Below are 18,212 nucleotides of genomic sequence, written 5' to 3' on the forward strand. Positions count from 1 at the left end.
GCGCCTTAGAAGGGCACCTCTGGTGAACACGTGTGTAGGGCAAATGCTCGAAAGCAGTGCAACAGAGAGGCTAGAAAGCGAATCCAGTAGTGTGCGCCGGGCCAATTGCCTCGCCAGCTACGCCAACCTAATTCTGGCGCCGTTTGCCCACATGCAAAAAACCAGTGCCACGCTGCTGATAATCGATGACGACGAAGTAGTGCGCGCGAGTCTCGCGGCCTATTTGGAAGACAGTGGGTTCAGCGTCCTTCAGGCCAGTAATGGCCAGCAGGGGCTCGCGGTATTCGAGCAAAATCAACCCGACCTCGTGATCTGCGATCTGCGCATGCCGCAGATGGGCGGGCTCGAACTCATTCGTCAGGTGACCGACCTTTCGCCGCAAACCCCGGTGATCGTGGTGTCCGGTGCCGGCGTGATGAACGACGCGGTCGAAGCCTTGCGCCTGGGCGCGGCGGATTACCTGATCAAGCCGCTGGAAGACCTGGCCGTGCTCGAGCACTCGGTACGCCGGGCGCTGGACCGCGCGCGCCTGCTGGTGGAAAACCAGCGCTATCGCACCAAGCTAGAAACCGCCAACCGCGAACTCGAAGCCAGCCTCAACCTGTTGCAGGAAGACCAGAACGCCGGGCGTCAGGTGCAGATGAACATGCTGCCGGTCAGCCCTTGGGCGATCGACGAGTTCAAGTTTGCCCACCAGATCATTCCGTCGCTGTACCTGTCGGGCGATTTTGTCGACTACTTCAGGGTCGACGAGCGTCGGGTAGCCTTCTACCTGGCGGACGTTTCAGGGCACGGCGCGTCCTCGGCATTCGTCACGGTGCTGCTGAAATTCATGACCACGCGCTTGCTGTTTGAATCCAAGCGTAATGGCACCTTGCCGGAATTCACCCCTTCAGAAGTTCTCGGCCATATCAACCGGGGCCTGATCAGCTGTAAGCTGGGCAAACATGTCACGATGGTCGGTGGCGTCATCGACGAGGAGACGGGTTTGTTGACCTATAGCATCGGCGGACACCTGCCGTTGCCAGTGTTGTACACGCCAGATAGCGTGGGTTATCTCGAGGGTCGCGGTCTACCGGTGGGCTTGTTCAACGAAGCCACCTACGAAGACCACGTCATCAAGCTGCCGCCGGTGTTCAGCCTGACGCTGATGTCCGACGGTATTCTGGACCTTTTGCCAGAACCCACACTCAAAGAAAAAGAAGCCGCCTTGCCGCAACGGGTAAGATCGGCGGGCGGCAGCCTGGACGGTCTGCGGCAGGTTTTTGGATTGGCCACGCTAGGGGAGATGCCGGATGATATCGCCCTGTTGGTGTTGAGCAGGAATCTTCAATGAGTACCGGTAGAATCCAGTTCGCCGAGCAGGATGGCACCTTCGTCCTGAAGTTCGTCGGTGAAGTTCGCCTGACCCTGTGTTCGGCGTTGGATGCGACTATAGAGCGGATCTTCACCGCGTTGAACTTCAACGCGATCGTGATCGACCTGACCGAAACCCGCAGCATCGACAGCACCACGCTGGGCCTGCTGGCCAAGCTGTCGATCATGTCGCGGCAAAAGGTCGGCCTGCTGCCGACGGTCGTCACCACCCACGAAGACATCACCCGTCTGTTGGAGTCCATGGGCTTCGAGCAGGTGTTCAACATCGTTGACCGCCCGGTGCCATGCCCTGAGTGCCTGACCGACCTGCCAGACCAGGACCAGTCCGAAGAAGTGGTGCGGATCAAGGTGCTTGAGGCACACAAGATCCTCATGGGCCTGAACGACTCCAACCGCGAAGCGTTCCACGACCTGGTGAATGCCCTGGAGCGTCACTGATCCGTTGAGGTGACGGGGTGCAGTACCGCCCCCACTTGGCCCAGCGTCGAACACAATCCCCAGTCGCCCAAAATTCCCTGTGGGAGCGGGCTTGCCCGCGAAGAGGCCGGTCCAGCCACCCCGTTTTCCGGAACCTGATCCAGACAACCTGCGCACACAAAAAAGGGGCGAATCCCTCAAGATTCGCCCCTCTTTTTTGCATTTCAGCCCCAGGTGATTACAGTTTGGCCTGCAACAGCGCCTCCAGCTTCTCCTGGTCCCGCGCGAACTGGCGAATGCCTTCGGCCAGCTTCTCGGTCGCCATCGCATCTTCGTTCGACGCCCAGCGGAACTGCGCTTCGGTCAGGCCCTGGCGCGCTTCACCGGTATGGCCTGGCGCCAGCTTGCGTTCCAGCTTGCCGGTGTCGGCTGCCAGCTTCTCGATCAGGTCCGGGCTGATGGTCAGGCGATCACAGCCAGCCAGTTGCTCGATCTGATTGAGGTTGCGGAAGCTCGCGCCCATGACCACGGTCTTGTAGTCATTGGCCTTGTAGTAGTTGTAGATGCGCGTCACCGACTGTACGCCCGGATCATCGGCGCCGGTGTAGTCGTTGCCGTTGGCCTTCTTGTACCAGTCGTAGATGCGGCCCACGAACGGCGAAATCAGGAACACACCGGCCTCGGCACAGGCAATCGCCTGGGCGAAGGAGAACAGCAGGGTCAGGTTGGTCTGGATGCCTTCCTTTTCCAGTTGCTCGGCGGCGCGAATGCCTTCCCAGGTGGAAGCGACCTTGATCAGCACACGCTCGCGGCCGATGCCGGCCTTGTCGTACAGCTCGATCAGGCGGTGCGCGCGTTTCAGCATCGCGTCGGTGTCGAACGACAGGCGTGCATCCACTTCAGTGGAAATACGCCCCGGGATCACTTTCAGGATCTCCTGGCCCACTGCGACAGCAAAACGGTCGCTGGCCAGGCCGACATCGCCCTTGCAGTCATGGACGCAAGCGTTCAGCAGCTCGGCATAAGCAGGAATAGCGGCCGCCTTGAGCAGCAGGGACGGGTTGGTGGTGGCATCCACCGGTTTAACGCGGGCGATAGCCTCGAAGTCGCCGGTATCGGCCACGACGGTGGTGATTTGTTTGAGTTGTTCCAGCTTGGAAGTCATGAGCGTGCTCTATCCTGTGGGTCTGTTGACATTACCCGAGCGCTGACAGCCACTCAAGGGCGCGAATGCGTAACAACGGCCTGGGCGGCAACTACCTGGAAACAGGTGTTTGAAAGGCCCGGCGCTATCCGTTAACTACGATGTCGAAACAGGCCACAGGTTCAATACAAACGACGGTCAGCGCCCCTCGAGCAGCGCCGCCGCTTGATCCAGCAATACCAGCGGCTCCTTGGCCTTGTGGATGTCCACCGACAGCAGCTGGCGAAACTTGCGTGCCCCCGGAAACCCGGTGCCCAGGCCCAGCACGTGCCGGGTGATATGGTGCATCGCACCACCCGCGTCCAGGTGCGCAGCGATATACGGTCGCAACTGCGCCAGCGCCTCAGCACGGCTAATCACCGGCGCAGTGCTACCGAACAACTGCTGGTCCACCTCGGCCATCACATAAGGGTTGTGATACGCCTCACGACCCAGCATCACCCCGTCGAAGGTCTGCAAATGCTCGCGGCAGGCCTCCAGCGTCTTGATCCCGCCGTTGAGAATGATCTCCAGCTCCGGGAAATCCGCCTTCAACTGCGCGGCCACGTCATAGCGCAGCGGCGGAATGTCCCGATTCTCCTTCGGCGACAAGCCCTCGAGAATCGCAATCCGCGCATGCACGGTAAAACTGGTGCAGCCGGCATCTCGCACCGTACCGACGAAATCACACAGCTCGGCATAACTGTCGCGGCCATTGATCCCGATCCGGTGCTTCACCGTCACCGGAATCGACACCGCATCGCGCATCGCCTTCACGCAATCGGCCACCAACTGCGGATGCCCCATCAGGCACGCGCCAATCATATTGTTCTGCACCCGGTCACTCGGACAGCCGACGTTGAGGTTCACCTCGTCATAACCATGCTCTTGCGCCATGCGCGCACAGGCCGCCAAATCCAGCGGGACACTACCGCCCAACTGCAACGCCAACGGATGCTCGGCCTCGTCGTGACGCAGGAAACGCTCGTGATCGCCGTTGAGCAGGGCGCCTGTGGTGACCATTTCGGTGTAGAGCAGCGCATGCCTGGAGAGCAGGCGCAGGAAGAAACGGCAGTGGCGGTCGGTCCAATCCATCATGGGGGCGACGGAGAAACGGCGGGAGAGGGCTGGGGCGGTGTTTGGCGCTGTTGATTGGGGCATGGGTATCTGAATAAAAGAGGGTGAGGCGGGTGTGGAGTTTATCAGGAATGAGGGGCGGAGGTTTGTAGCGCTGCTGGTTGCCGTGATTGGGAGGTCATAGTCGTTGGCCTTCATTCGATGAATGATCAAATAAATCAGTCTCCTTTTGTTCTTTTTGTTCTCCTTTTGTTCTTTTGTTGCTGAGCTCGGGGTAGCAGTTGGCGATCTCGACGACGCTGCCGGACTGCTGCAGGGCTTTCTCGCGCTGCTGTGCTTGATTGAGCAGCTGGTCGTCGTGGTTCCACGCAAATCGGGTAGCAGTCAACGAATCTGTCAGGAGCTTCGCTTGACGCTATCGATACTGTGGAAGGTGTTGAAATAATGGTGTGGGGGAAGTTGATGCTATGTTGGATGGCAGGCGAAATGGCGACCGTGCCACTAAACCGGTCGCCGAGGAGATTACCGAGACTCGGTAAGATAGAAGTTGTGATCTAGATCGATGAAAACTAAATAGAACGTATTCAAGTCGTAATCTGGAAATGTTTTGTTTGATTTATCTATGTGTGAGCCAGGCACCGTGAAGCCAATTAATCTTGATAGGTTTTCCATTCTGAACCTACACCAACTAACGTCGTGAGGAACAAATTTTGGATGTTTGAAATTGCTCTTTTTAGGGAATGTTTCGTAATCGGCGAGAATTTTTAGTCCATGACCACCGCAGCGTTGGTTGCGCCAGTAGTTTAAATCATTTCGTGTGTATGCTTTGATTTTGTCAATTATGTCTGTTAGGGCTTCTGGGCGTAACGCGGCGAAACTCGAACCGTATTCTTGTGAGCCGTCGAAAAAAGAAAGGTTGAATTTACATCTTGTTTTTATGTCGCAGTTTTCTAGGCTTGTTGTCGGGAACTGTTCTATAAACTTCTTTTTGAGGGCGTTATTATTGTATTTTTTCATAGGTTTGGAATGCCGCCAAGTTTTCCATCTCGATAAAGTCCCGAAATGGAGCGGTCATTTCGAATGATGTCGCCGGGAATTTCATCAAGTCTATAGCAGAAGCTTTCGCCGCTTTCTTTGGAGACAAGATACGTCCGATATTTCCCCAGATAATCCATTATCTCAAGATTGTGAGAAGTAAATATAAACTGAGCGTTTTTTGGATTGGTTTCTTTGTTAATGAAAAGATCGAGGATTTGGGGCAAGAGAGCAGGGTGATAGTTGGTGTCAAATTCGTCCATGATTAGGGCGCCACCGCTAGTAAGCACAGTCCAGTACTGATAAAGCCGTCGGTAAAGCGCGGTAGTACCGTCGGACTCGTCCCAGTAAGTCAATTTTTCCGATTTGGAGCCATTCAACTCGAAAGGATGGAGGAACATTGGGAAGTATCGAGGTTCACCTTTCTCGTTTTCTGTCTCGAAAATTTCAACATCGGATATGCCTAGATCACAAGATTTAATGATGTTTTTTGCGAATTCCAAGGCGTCGTTGTTCTTGTAGTAATATTCACTGATTACGTTGTAATCATAGACGTAGCTGTCTTCCATTACGCCAAGCGAACTAACATTGCCTTTAAATTTATGGAAGAAAGACTTTATGTTGTGTAAGTCTTGGCCTAATCCTTTCATGTTGTACTGTAGAGCGGTGTCTACTAATGATGCGTTGCTGCGCAGCGTTATTAGGTCTAAATCACTAAGTTCGGCCACTCTGCTTTTTAACTCATCGTTTTTTCTTTCGATGATTAGCGTTTTGCGCGAGATTTTTTTGTAAATCGCTTCGCGAATCACTTTTGTTTTTGTGGCCGAAAGCTCGTAGATATAGCGAATGCCATTGCTTTCAAAGTCTATGTAAATGTCAGTCGGTTTTTTGCTTGTGAAAAAAGGATTAAGAAAAAGGGGGCCTTCGGGTGGTTGGTTGAAAGAGCGTGCAACAAAGTACGATAAAAACTGAAGGCACTTAAGGATGTTTGTTTTTCCAGAGGCGTTACCGCCCTTAATTCCCAAGATTGTAGAAACTTTCCTTGAGTTGGATATGCTTTTTGGCACCTTCGAATTGAATTCAAGTGATACTTGAAACCCATCCTTAAATGAAAAGTAATTATTAGCGCCGAAAGAGTAGATCATCTGAAGCCGTCCTTAAACGTGGAACGCGTCAAAAATGACGCGATCGTAGGATAAGGCATCGCGCTCTCGATAGCTACACGTGAATTTGGCCCTTGAATCTACTCAACCCCGACAGTCACTCCGTCAAAAGGCAAACGGCCAATGATGTGGGTTTCCAAGGTTTTGGGAGGTAACTCAGACGAAGTGCGCGGGCGACTCGAATGTCCTGGTGCTTCCGCTTGCTGATTCATCCCGGCAACCTTGGTCAGCAGCGACCGGCAAGAAAGCCCAAACACCCAGGAATGGCGCTGAGCGCAGCGATACCCATCGATGGAAGCAGGTCCTGACTTACCAGGCAGCGAACAGCACAGTGCTCTGCGATAGAGGCTGCGCTGAATATTCGCCTATCGAGACAGCTAACTTGGCAAGCACGAGTCGAATGACAGGGCTATCGCTGCACTCAACCCATCCTGCGTACAGCTCACACTCCATACCATTGCATTATAGGGCTGTTCAGATTGGTTATATCCGCGCTCCAACATTCGGCTACCGTGATCATTAATACGGTGTGTTGAAGCGATGTTTGCCTTTGCTGCGATACACCCACAGCCCCCAAGCACGAGGAAACCATGATGAGCTCCCACAAAGCTGTCGCTGTTTCTCTGGCCTTGCTCAGCGCAGCCTTCATGGCATCTGCCGCCCAGGCCGAGGGAGCGGGTTTGATTACCGCCACCCCATCCGAACTCAAGTGGACAGCGGCGCCGTCGGTGGGGCCCGGTGCGATGATTGCAGTGATTGAAGGTGACTTGAAAGCCGCCGAGCCCTTCACTCTGCGCTTGAAGCTGCCGGCAAATACGAAAATCGGCGTGCATACCCATCCCGTGACCGAGCGCGTAACCGTTATCTCGGGCACCTTCTACTTTGCCACCGGCGACAAATTCGATCCGGCACGGGCCAAAGCCTATCACCCGGGTGACGCCCTGATCATTCCCGTCGGCATGTCGATGTATGGCGCCAGCCGAGAACAGGAAACCGTGCTCCAACTCCACGGCACGGGGCCTTGGGGGATCACCTACCTCAACCCGGCGGACGACCCCAGGAACAGCAAGATGTAGCGAGCGTTCTCGCCTGAATGGGTATCCGGTCTTATCAGACCCCTACAGTTGGAATTTCGGGACAAGCTCAGACTGCGGCAACACGCCCGGCGTGTTGCCGCAGTCTTCAGTCGGCTGTGGAAAGCCCATGCTTGTGTGCGTAGGCGTACAGATCTATGCGGTTCGTCAGGCCCAGCTTGCTGTAGATCGATGTCAAATGGTTGCGCAGCGTGTGCTCGCTGATGTGCAGCCTCTCGGCCACCAACTTGCCAGGGGCTGAGGGGTCGCTGGCCAGCGATGCAATGGTCTGTTGCTCGCGGCGCGTTAGCTTGGCGATTTTTTGCTGCTCCGGGTCTTTATCGTGCTCGGCTTTCTTGCGCGCCAGTTCAAGAAAGATACGGCTGGTCGCATTGCGATCAATCCAGAGTTCGCCGTCATGCACTTTTTCTATGGCTTTGAGCAATGTGGATGCGGATGCCGACTCCCGCTTATCCACCACACCACGTGCGCCCGCCAGCACCGCACGGTCATGCAGCGCCAAGTCGCTCGACCCTGTCACCACCAGAATCCTGGCTTTGGTCTGGCTGTGCAAGTCGGCCAGCGACTCGATACAGTCCTCGCCGTCCAGGTCCAGCACCACCACATCTGGCGCGTCTTGGTGCAGTGAAAGCAGGTATTGCGCCACCGACGCCGCCGAACCCACCAGCGCCAACTTCGGTTGAGCGCTTTCCACCAGACGCTCAAGGCCCCAGGCCACGAGCGGTAGAGCGACTAACTGGACTTGAATTGGCATGCGGGATGCTGCCTCTTTAGGCGGGTTGTGTTAGCTGCTCATGATAGCAATCGTTCCAGCCTGTCGCTTTTTTCTATAGCGCTTCAAGCAGCCCCTCCCATGACATTTGTCCCATAAAACACTGTTTTCATGGGGGATTGACTCCCAGAAAAAAGGGATAGCGCGCTCATGTAAAAAACAGCGGTCGTTTTTAGACTGCAGCCATGAAAGACGCATACCGAACTGAGCCCCGTGAACAAGTCACCCTGTCGCTGCAACTGACCGGCGGGAGCGAAGGTGTCACCCGTGACATCAGCGCCTCCGGTTTGTATTTCGAAACCGATAGCGAGCAGCAGGTGGGTAGCTTGATTGACTTCGAGATTGAACTCGACACCCCCGGCGGCCCCATGAAGTTCAAGGCGCAAGGACAAATCGTGCGCATTGAGCCACAGGGCGGCAGGACCGGGGCGGGCGTGAAGCTGCTGGCCAGCCGGCTGGTGCCGGTGGAGTGAGCTGTTCGTGGGTTGAGGAAGAATCGGCTTGTGGCGGTTAGCGGCCACAGCGGTTTTTTACTCGGAGTGACATTCTTGGGAGAAAGACATGGCTAGCACCACTACTACCAGCGGCGGAACCGTTACCTCGTTTTCCAACACGCCCCAGGCGCAGGATGACATCTTCACCACCACTGAAGATACGCTGGGGGTCATGTATTGGGATGTCATGTCTAATGATCTCGGCGGCAGCGCGAAGACACTCTGGTCACTCGACAACGCGGAAAGTCTTTCTACTGCCACCAAGTCTTATGCTCCGGCCGATCTCCTGACCCAGGATACGGTGAGGGCTGAGGTGACGAGTTCTGACACCAGTTTGAATGGTGCAAAGATCTGGATCACCTCGGACGGTAAGGTCGGCTACGACGCCGCTACTTTGTCGGGTGCTTTCAAGGTGCAACTCCAGGCGCTTGCTGCTGGCGAGCTCCTGACGGACAGCTTTACCTATGCGATTCGTCTCGGCAACGGAACGCTCGGTTGGGCCACCACGACGGTGCAGTTTTCGGGCGTGAATGATGGTGTGACGATGAGCATCGGCGCGCAGGCCGGCATGGTGACCGAAGACGCCGTTACCACGGCGAGCACGACCGACTCGCTGACGGCCAGCGGCACGATTGCCTTTAACGACGTCGACCTGAGCGACACGCACATGGCGACGTTCGCGCCGGCGGGGGACAACATTACTTATCTTGGTACGTTCGCGCTCTCGCCGGTAAGCGAAGCCGCGAACGTGGCCAACGGTTCGGTGCAATGGACGTACAACCTGAGCAATGCGGCAGCGCAGTACTTGGCCCAGGGACAGGCAGTTACCGAAACTTACCGGGTCACCATCAGCGATAGTCATGGTTCGTCGGTAACGCAGAATGTGACCATCACCATCACCGGCACCAATGACGCGCCGACGGTGACGGCGGCAGAGGTCGAAAGCGGTGCGGTGGCCGAAGACGGCACCACGGTGGCCAGCGGCAGCTTCGCCTTCGGCGACGTGGATCTGGCCGATGACGCGCATGTGGCCAGCGTGAGCGCGCCGGCCGGTACGCTGGGTACGCTGGTAGCCAATGTGAGCGACGAGAGCACAGGCGACGCTGCGGGCAGCGTGGGCTGGACCTATACGCTGAGCAACAGCGCGGCGCAGTACCTGGCCGAGGGCCAGATCAAGACCGAAGTGTTCACGGTGACGCTGACCGACGACTTCGGGGCGACGGTGACCAAGGACGTGACAATCACCCTCACCGGCACCAACGACCAGCCAACGCTGACAATCGGCGACACGACCGGTGCGATGAACGAAGGCAACGGCGCAGCCACGCTGAGCGACAGCGGTGTGCTGAGTTTTGCGGACCTGGACAGCAATGACGCAGTGACGGTCAGCCAGACCTCCAACAATGACCTCACCTGGAGCGGCGGTACCCTCGACGCGGCGCAGGCCGCAGCGCTGGTGGCCGGCTTCTCGGTCGATCAGGACAGCTGGAACTACAGCAGTAGCCAAAACCTGGACTTCCTGCGTGCCGGCGAAACCATCAGTTTCTCCTACGCCGTGATAGCCAGCGACAACAGTGGCGCGGGCAACGCGGTCTCGGCAACGCAAACGGTGACGATCACCCTGACTGGCACCAACGACCAGCCGACGCTGACGATCACTGACACGACCGGTGCAATGAACGAAGGCAACGGCGCAGCCACGCTGAGTGACAGCGGTGTGCTGAGCTTCGCCGACCTGGACAGCAATGACGCAGTGACGGTCAGCCAGACCTCCAACGACGACCTCGCCTGGAGCGGCGGTACCCTCGACGTGACGCAGGCCGCGGCGCTGGTGGCGGGCTTCTCGGTCGATCAGGACAGCTGGAACTACAGCAGTAGCCAAAACCTGGACTTCCTGCGTGCCGGCGAAACCATCAGTTTCTCCTACGCCGTGATAGCCCGCGACAACAGTGGCGCGGGCAACGCGGTCTCGGCAACGCAAACGGTGACCATCACCCTCACCGGCACCAACGACCAGCCAACGCTGACCATCACTGACACGACCGGTGCCATGAACGAAGGCAACGGCGCAGCCACGCTGAGCGACAGCGGTGTGCTGAGTTTTGCGGACCTGGACAGCCATGACGCAGTGACGGTCAGCCAGACCTCCAACGACGACCTCGCCTGGAGCGGCGGTACCCTCGACGTGGCGCAGGCTGCGGCACTGGTCGCCGGCTTCTCGGTCGATCAGGACAGCTGGAACTACAGCACTAGCCAGAACCTGGACTTCCTGCGTGCCGGCGAAACCATCAGCTTCTCCTACGCCGTGGTAGCCAGCGACAACAGCGGCGCGGGCAACGCGGTCTCGGCAACGCAGACGGTGACCATCACCCTCACTGGCACCAATGACCAGCCGACACTGACCATCACTGACACGACCGGTGCAATGAACGAAGGCAACGGCGCAGCCACGCTGAGCGACAGCGGTGTGCTGAGTTTTGCGGACCTGGACAGCAATGACGCAGTGACGGTCAGCCAGACCTCCAACAATGACCTCACCTGGAGCGGCGGTACCCTCGACGCGGCGCAGGCCGCAGCGCTGGTGGCGGGTTTCTCGGTCGATCAGGACAGCTGGAACTACAGCAGCAGCCAGAACCTGGACTTCCTGCGCGCCGGCGAAACCATCAGCTTCTCCTACGCCGTGATAGCCAGCGACAACAGCGGCGCGGGCAACGCGGTCTCGGCAACGCAGACGGTGACGATCACCCTGACCGGCACCAACGACCAGCCGACACTGACCATCACCGACACGACCGGGGCGATGAACGAAGGCAACGGCGCAGCCACGCTGAGCGACAGCGGTGTGCTGAGTTTTGCGGACCTGGACAGCAATGACGCAGTGACGGTCAGCCAGACCTCCAATGACGACCTCGCCTGGAGCGGCGGTACCCTCGACGCGGCGCAGGCCGCAGCGCTGGTGGCGGGTTTCTCGGTCGACCAGGACAGCTGGAACTACAGCAGCAGCCAGAACCTGGACTTCCTGCGCGCCGGCGAAACCATCAGCTTCTCCTACGCCGTGATAGCCAGCGACAACAGCGGCGCGGGCAACGCGGTCTCGGCAACGCAAACGGTGACGATCACCCTCACTGGCACCAACGACCAGCCGACGCTGACCATCACCGACACGACCGGTGCGATGAACGAAGGCAACGGCGCGGCCACGCTGAGCGACAGCGGTGCGCTGAGCTTCGCCGACCTGGACAGCCATGACGTAGTGACGGTCAGCCAGACCTCCAATAACGACCTCACCTGGAGCGGTGGAACCCTCGGCGCGGCGCAGGCTGCGGCGCTGGTGGCGGGCTTCTCGGTCGATCAGGACAGCTGGAACTACAGCACTAGCCAGAACCTGGACTTCCTGCGCGCCGGTGAAACCATCAGCTTCTCCTACGCCGTGGTGGCTAGCGACAACAGCGGCGCGGGCAACGCGGTCTCGGCGACGCAAACGGTGATCATCACCCTGGCCGGGACCAACGACCAACCGACACTGACCATCACCGACATGACCGGTGCGATGAACGAAGGCAACGGCGCAGCCACGCTGAGCGACAGCGGTGCGCTGAGCTTCGCCGACCTGGACAGCAATGACGCAGTGACGGTCAGCCAGACCTCCAACGACGACATCGCCTGGAGCGGCGGTACCCTCGACGCGGCACAGGCCGCGGCACTGGTCGCCGGCTTCTCGGTCGATCAGGACAGCTGGAACTACAGCACTAGCCAGAACCTGGACTTCTTGCGCGCCGGCGAAACCATCAGCTTCTCCTACGCCGTGATAGCCAGCGACAACAGCGGCGCGGGCAACGCGGTCTCGGCGACGCAGACCGTCACCATCACCCTGACCGGCACCAACGACCAGCCGACACTGACGATCACTGACACGACCGGTGCGATGAACGAAGGCAGCGGCGCAGCCACGCTGAGTGACAGCGGTGTGCTGAGCTTCGCCGACCTGGACAGCAATGACGCAGTGACGGTCAGCCAGACCTCCAACCATGACATCGCCTGGAGTGGCGGTACCCTCGACGCGGCGCAGGCCACGGCGCTGGTGGCCGGCTTCTCGGTCGATCAGGACAGCTGGAACTACAGCAGCAGCCAGAACCTGGACTTCCTGCGCGCCGGCGAAACCATCAGCTTCTCCTACGCCGTGGTGGCCAGCGACGACAGCGGCGCGGGCAACGCGGTCTCGGCAACGCAGACCGTCACCATCACCCTCACCGGGACCAACGACCAGCCGACGCTGACCATCACCGACACGACCGGTGCGATGAACGAAGGCAACGGCGCGGCCACGCTGAGCGACAGCGGTGCGCTGAGCTTCGCCGACCTGGACAGTCATGACGTAGTGACGGTCAGCCAGACCTCCAACGACGACATCACCTGGAGCGGCGGTACCCTCGACGCGGCGCAGGCCGCAGCGCTGGTGGCCGGTTTCTCGGTCGATCAGGACAGCTGGAACTACAGCAGCAGCCAGAACCTGGACTTCCTGCGCGCCGGCGAAACCATCAGCTTCTCCTACGCCGTGGTAGCCAGCGACAACAGCGGCGCGGGCAACGCGGTCTCGGCGACGCAGACCGTCACCATCACCCTGACCGGCACCAACGACCAGCCGACACTGACGATCACTGACACGACCGGTGCGATGAACGAAGGCAGCGGCGCAGCCACGCTGAGTGACAGCGGTGCGCTGAGCTTCGCCGACCTGGACAGCAATGACGCAGTGACGGTCAGCCAGACCTCCAACGACGACCTCGCCTGGAGCGGCGGTACCCTCGACGCGGTACAGGCTGCGGCGTTGGTGGCCGGCTTCTCGGTCGATCAGGACAGCTGGAACTACAGCAGCAACCAGAACCTGGACTTCCTGCGCGCCGGCGAAACCATCAGCTTCTCCTACGCCGTGATAGCCAGCGACAACAGCGGCGCGGGCAACGCGGTCTCGGCAACGCAAACGGTGACGATCACCCTCACTGGCACCAACGACCAGCCGACACTGACCATCACTGACACGACCGGTGCGATGAACGAAGGCAACGGCGCGGCCACGTTGAGCGACAGCGGGGTGCTGAGCTTCGCCGACCTGGACAGTCATGACGTAGTGACGGTCAGCCAGACCTCCAACGACGACATCACCTGGAGCGGCGGTACCCTCGACGCGGCGCAGGCCGCAGCGCTGGTGGCCGGTTTCTCGGTCGATCAGGACAGCTGGAACTACAGCAGCAGCCAGAACCTGGACTTCCTGCGCGCCGGCGAAACCATCAGCTTCTCCTACGCCGTGGTAGCCAGCGACAACAGCGGCGCGGGCAACGCGGTCTCGGCAACGCAGACGGTGATGATCACCCTGACCGGCAGCAACGACGCGCCAGTGCTCAGTTTCGCGACGGGCAATGATGCCGGTGCGGTACAGGAGGACACCAAGCTCACCGTGAATGGTCAGTTCAGCTCGGCCGACATCGATCACGATGCCACGGCGACATGGACCATCAATGGCTCGTCAACAAGCACCTACGGCTCGATCGCAGTGGACAACACCGGCAAGTGGACTTACACGCTGGCCAATGGCACCAATGGAGTCGCCAGTGCGGTGCAGTCGCTGAAGGCTGGAGAGAGTCACGATGAGGTGTTCAGCGTGCAGGTCAGTGACGGCCTGGGTGGCGTAGACACCCAGCTGGTGACCATCACCATCACCGGCACCAATGATGATCCGGATATCCATCTGGTCACGAGCGACAGTGCGAGCGCGACGCTGACGGAGACTAATGCGGGGCTCACCGCTAGCGGCACGCTGAGCGTCAATGACGTCGATCTCTCGGATTCGATCAGCACGTCAATCACCGGAGTGGTTGCAACAGGCACTACTGCGGGGCTTGGCCTGACGAACGCACAACTGCTGAGCATGCTGAGTGCAACACCCACGTCCGGCCTGGCGGCTGACAGTGGCGACGCGCACAACCTGATCTGGAGCTTCGACTCCGGCATACAGGCGTTCGACTATCTCACTGTCGGCCAGTCCCTGGTGCTGACTTACACGATGCAGAGCGCAGACAACAATGCTGCGTCTGACACACAGACAGTCACAGTGACTATCAACGGCACGAACGACGACACGACAGCGCCGACGGTAACGGGCGCCAGCTATGGCACTAACGATGGCACGCTCAAGGCAACTGAGACGGTGACACTGAGCGTAACTTTCAGCGAGGTCGTACTGGTCACAGGTTCGCCGACGCTCAACCTGAACACCGGCGGGACGGCAAGCTACACGAGCGGCTCGGGCACTAATACGCTGACGTTCACTTACACGGTAGGGGCCGGTCAAAATACAGCCGACCTTACCCTGGCGGCGTCCCCATTCACTCTTGGTGGTGCGACGATCAAAGATGCGGCGGGGAACAATGCCATTCTTACAGGAGCCAATGGCGTCAATCCAACCGGCACATTGATAGTCGATACTGCTGCACCCGTCGGGGCGGGTGGGGGGGGTAACGGATACTACAATTCAGGTAGCAATGTTTTCACAATAGGTGTGACTGACACTTCAGGTTCAGGCGTGGTGTCAGTGACCGTTCATGATAACCATCCCACTTCACCTGTCGCAGACTTCTCCTTAGTGCTGGTTAATGGAACTGCAACCAATGGTAATTGGGCGATAGATGGCGATACCAGCTCCGCTTTAGGAACCTCAGACAATATAGATGGGCACAATGTCACAGTGACCATGACTGACCTGGCGGGTAACACAAGCACGAGTTCGGGAGCTGCTCCAGCGGGGATCGCTGGAGAGCCCATCAACCTTGCACTGGCTGATCGGGCGGTGGGCGCAAGTGACTCTATCGATGTGACGATAACGGGGATGCCGTCAGGCTGGACACTGAACGCCGGAACCAACAACGGCGACGGTAGCTGGACAGTGCGCACCGACGATCCCGGCTCACTGACTGTGACAACGCCAACTGACTTCGTCGGTGCGCTGGTGCTCGGCGTCAGCATGACCTGGACCAACGCCGATGGCAGCATTGGCAATACCTTCGTTTCCGACAACGTCGAAGCCTACGCCCCAGGCTCACCGATCTTCGCTTTGTCAGCGGACGACAACCTGACCGGCTCCAGCGGCGCCGACCTGTTCGTGTTCGCCCAGCCGATCGGCAACAATGTCATTCACAACTTCGATGCGGCGACGGACAAGATCGACTTGATCGGCTTCATGGGCGTCAGCGAGTTTGCGGATGTGAGTGTCGTCAACGACGCGAGCGGCAATGCCGTGGTCAGCATCGGCGCCGGCCAGACGATCACCGTCAAAGGCGTGGATGCGGCGGCGTTGAGCGGGGCCAACTTACTGTTCGATGTGGACCCGGTCACGACTAATACGGGCACCATCACCATTGCCGACGGTGCGATCATGCCGTTCGGTGGCAGCATCGACAACAGCGGCACCATCATGCTCGGCTCCACCGGCAGCGGGACCCATCTTGAGATTCTGTTCCGTGGCGCGACGTTGACCGGAGGCGGGCAAGTGGTTCTGTCCGACAGCGCGCAGAACGTGATCTTTGGTGGCAGCGCGGACACGGTGCTCACCAATGCCGACAACACCCTCGCGGGTGCCGGCCAGTTGGGGGCGGGGCAGATGATGCTGGTCAACGCGGGCCTGATCCATGCCAGTGGCGTCAATGCGCTGGTGATCGATACGGGCAGCAACGCCGTCACCAACACGGGCGTGCTGGAAGCCAGCGGCAGCGGCGGATTAGTGATTGAAAGTGCGCTGGTCAACAGCGGTAGCCTGTGGGCGAACGATGGCAATATCATCATCCACGCAGATGCCAGCGGCGCGGGAAGCGCGACTATCAGCGGTTCGGCGATGCTCGAATTCGGTGCTGCCTCCGATCAGCACGTGACGTTCGACAGCGGCGCGGCAGGTACGCTCAAGCTCGATGTGTCGGCGGCGTTCAGTGGCAGCGTCAGCGGTTTTACCGCGGGCGACAAGCTGGACTTTGGCGATATAGCGTTCGGCGCCAATACGCAGATCACCTATGCAGCGAATGACACAGGCACCGGCGGCATGCTGATCGTGAGCGACGGCGCGCATGTGGCGCAGGTCGCGCTGAGTGACCAATACGCGGCGGCGGGCTTGCAGGCGAACGCCGAGGGCAGCGGCAGTGAGTTGGCCTACGATGCAGCGGCGGCAAACCACACGATGCTGGGCGGCCTGGCCAACGACATTCTGGTCGGCGGCGCGGGTGATGATCTGTTCCTCGGCGGGCTGGGTAACGACACGCTCAACGGTGGCCTCGGCAACGATACCTTCGTGTTTGCAGCGGCGGGCTTCGGCAATGACTCGATCCAGGGCTTCGACGCCAATCCGACCGGAGGGCAGGACTTGCTCAATATCGCGGGGCTGGGGATCAGCAGCGAGACGTTCGCTGCCAGCGTGAGCATTGCGGCTGACGGGGCGGACACGGTGATTGGGATCGGAGTGGAGTCTATTCGCCTTGTCGGTGTCAGCAGTGAAGGCATCGATCAGGCGGACTTTATCCTGACGGTATGATGCTTTTGCTACTGGCCGCACGTTGCTACGCGGATGCAGACCCCATCACGGATAAGTCCGCGATGGGGTCTGTGCGAGGTGTTTTTTTCGTCATTCCACCCGGAACGAGGGGGCGCCTTTGGAGTCCGTGCAGTCTCCTTTCTCGGGTACTGCACGAGCAGGGTGAGTGCGGGGTGATGCTCGATGCCTGTCTGCTGGAAAGACTCAGCTATGTAATAGAGGGGGAGGCGGGGCAAACGTTTATCAGGAATGAAGCACAAGGGTGTGTAGGTTCGTGCCAGGCCGGTCTTGAGCGCTTGGGTCAGACGGCTAAAGGGGGGGGCTTCTTGGTCGAATGTGATGAGTAATGGTCGGTAGGCAGTTCCCGTTAAACAGGTGCCGACCGTTACAGATACAGCGGTGCATCCATCCGATCATGCAAGATACGAATGATCGCAATCCCGTAAGCTGTGATCCGGAAGTAAATCATATGCCGCTCAATGCTGCGGCGGCGATAACCAGGGCGGATATGGTCGCAGGCCGATGCTGTTTTGGGCCGTTGCGCTAACTCCGTAAAAGCGGCCGTCATGATGTCGATGTAACGGTTAGCCTGAGCTACATCCCACTGCTGGACAGTGTAAACCCAGATCCCCTCAAGATCCCGCTCGGCGGCAGGCGTTAGACGATATTCAGCCATGCGCGGTCAGCATCCGCCGCTTGAATGCTTCGGAGTCGAATTGACGGGGTTTGCCACTGGATTCCCCCTCTCTCAGTGCTGCGCGAATAGCCTCAACCTCGGCGCTTCGCTCTTGTTCGCGCCGGATCAGGTCGCGGATGTATTCGCTGTCATTGGTGTAATGACCCGCTTCGATCTGAGCCTTGATCCAGCTGTCTTGTTGGTCGGTCACAGTGATGGTTTTTCGCACGGTTGCCATGATTGAGCCTCCTGAGCAGTAATCAATGGCGTGAAATTATCATACTATTGGTGCGGAATCGAGAATGCGTGGGCGCTTGTTTCTTCATGTGGAGAAGGCTTCCTGGTCTAGTGT

12 protein-coding genes are annotated in these 18,212 nt (G+C 58.8%); 5 read left to right on the plus strand and 7 right to left on the minus strand.

Features of this window, described 5'->3' with window-relative positions; all coding sequences use genetic code 11:
• Positions 1 to 151: 151 nt before the first annotated feature.
• Both rssB and rssC read left to right on the plus strand, forming a co-directional pair.
• Positions 152 to 1,336, plus strand: coding sequence for a two-component system response regulator RssB (gene rssB / locus AC3WQN_RS07335; protein WP_095082305.1), 1,185 nt, complete (start codon positions 152 to 154; stop codon positions 1,334 to 1,336).
• Positions 1,333 to 1,815: an anti-sigma factor antagonist RssC gene (gene rssC, locus AC3WQN_RS07340; RefSeq protein WP_095082307.1), complete on the plus strand. Its 483-nt coding sequence runs from the start codon at positions 1,333 to 1,335 to the stop codon at positions 1,813 to 1,815. The genes rssB and rssC overlap by 4 nt, the downstream gene beginning before the upstream one ends.
• 217 nt (positions 1,816 to 2,032) lie before the next feature.
• Here the strand turns inward: rssC and tal are convergent, their stop codons facing one another.
• From tal to AC3WQN_RS07360, 4 genes are all read right to left on the minus strand, one after another.
• A complete protein-coding gene (gene tal, locus AC3WQN_RS07345; RefSeq protein WP_103400220.1) occupies positions 2,033 to 2,959 on the minus strand; it encodes a transaldolase in 927 nt (308 codons plus the stop codon).
• Positions 2,960 to 3,136: 177 nt separating this feature from the next.
• Entirely contained in the window at positions 3,137 to 4,138 is a 1,002-nt protein-coding gene (gene dusA, locus AC3WQN_RS07350) for a tRNA dihydrouridine(20/20a) synthase DusA (RefSeq protein WP_103400221.1), read from the minus strand.
• Positions 4,139 to 4,232: 94 nt separating this feature from the next.
• Positions 4,233 to 4,442: a hypothetical protein gene (locus AC3WQN_RS07355; protein ID WP_146038374.1), complete on the minus strand. Its 210-nt coding sequence runs from the start codon at positions 4,440 to 4,442 to the stop codon at positions 4,233 to 4,235.
• Positions 4,443 to 5,067: 625 nt separating this feature from the next.
• Positions 5,068 to 6,234 carry an AAA family ATPase gene (locus AC3WQN_RS07360; RefSeq protein WP_103400223.1) on the minus strand — a complete coding sequence of 389 codons (1,167 nt, stop codon included), beginning with the start codon at positions 6,232 to 6,234 and terminating at the stop codon, positions 5,068 to 5,070.
• A 611-nt stretch (positions 6,235 to 6,845) separates the two neighbouring features.
• Here AC3WQN_RS07360 and AC3WQN_RS07365 point away from each other — a divergent pair.
• Positions 6,846 to 7,328, plus strand: a complete 483-nt coding sequence (locus AC3WQN_RS07365; protein WP_103400224.1) for a cupin domain-containing protein — start codon at positions 6,846 to 6,848, stop codon at positions 7,326 to 7,328.
• A gap of 106 nt (positions 7,329 to 7,434) precedes the next feature.
• On the opposite strand, the gene AC3WQN_RS07370 is transcribed toward AC3WQN_RS07365, so the two are convergent.
• Positions 7,435 to 8,100, minus strand: coding sequence for a response regulator transcription factor (locus AC3WQN_RS07370; RefSeq protein WP_103400225.1), 666 nt, complete (start codon positions 8,098 to 8,100; stop codon positions 7,435 to 7,437).
• Positions 8,101 to 8,303: 203 nt separating this feature from the next.
• Between AC3WQN_RS07370 and AC3WQN_RS07375 the strand changes: the two genes are divergently transcribed.
• Together AC3WQN_RS07375 and AC3WQN_RS07380 are read left to right on the plus strand one after the other, a co-directional pair.
• On the plus strand, positions 8,304 to 8,591 hold the full coding sequence (locus AC3WQN_RS07375; protein WP_095148104.1) for a PilZ domain-containing protein: 288 nt from the start codon (positions 8,304 to 8,306) through the stop codon (positions 8,589 to 8,591).
• An 88-nt stretch (positions 8,592 to 8,679) separates the two neighbouring features.
• On the plus strand, positions 8,680 to 17,184 hold the full coding sequence (locus AC3WQN_RS07380) for a VCBS domain-containing protein (RefSeq protein ID WP_492589188.1): 8,505 nt from the start codon (positions 8,680 to 8,682) through the stop codon (positions 17,182 to 17,184).
• 385 nt (positions 17,185 to 17,569) lie between these two features.
• Here AC3WQN_RS07380 and AC3WQN_RS07385 read toward each other — a convergent pair whose 3' ends face one another.
• Together AC3WQN_RS07385 and AC3WQN_RS07390 are read right to left on the minus strand one after the other, a co-directional pair.
• Positions 17,570 to 17,860 (minus strand): type II toxin-antitoxin system RelE/ParE family toxin, encoded by a 291-nt coding sequence (locus AC3WQN_RS07385; RefSeq protein WP_103402233.1) that lies wholly within the window; start codon positions 17,858 to 17,860, stop codon positions 17,570 to 17,572.
• Entirely contained in the window at positions 17,853 to 18,098 is a 246-nt protein-coding gene (locus AC3WQN_RS07390; protein ID WP_095082320.1) for a type II toxin-antitoxin system ParD family antitoxin, read from the minus strand. Before AC3WQN_RS07390 ends, AC3WQN_RS07385 begins: the two co-directional genes overlap by 8 nt.
• Positions 18,099 to 18,212 lie beyond the last annotated feature (114 nt).

The sequence above is a fragment of the Pseudomonas sp. FW300-N1A1 genome, assembly GCF_058789115.1.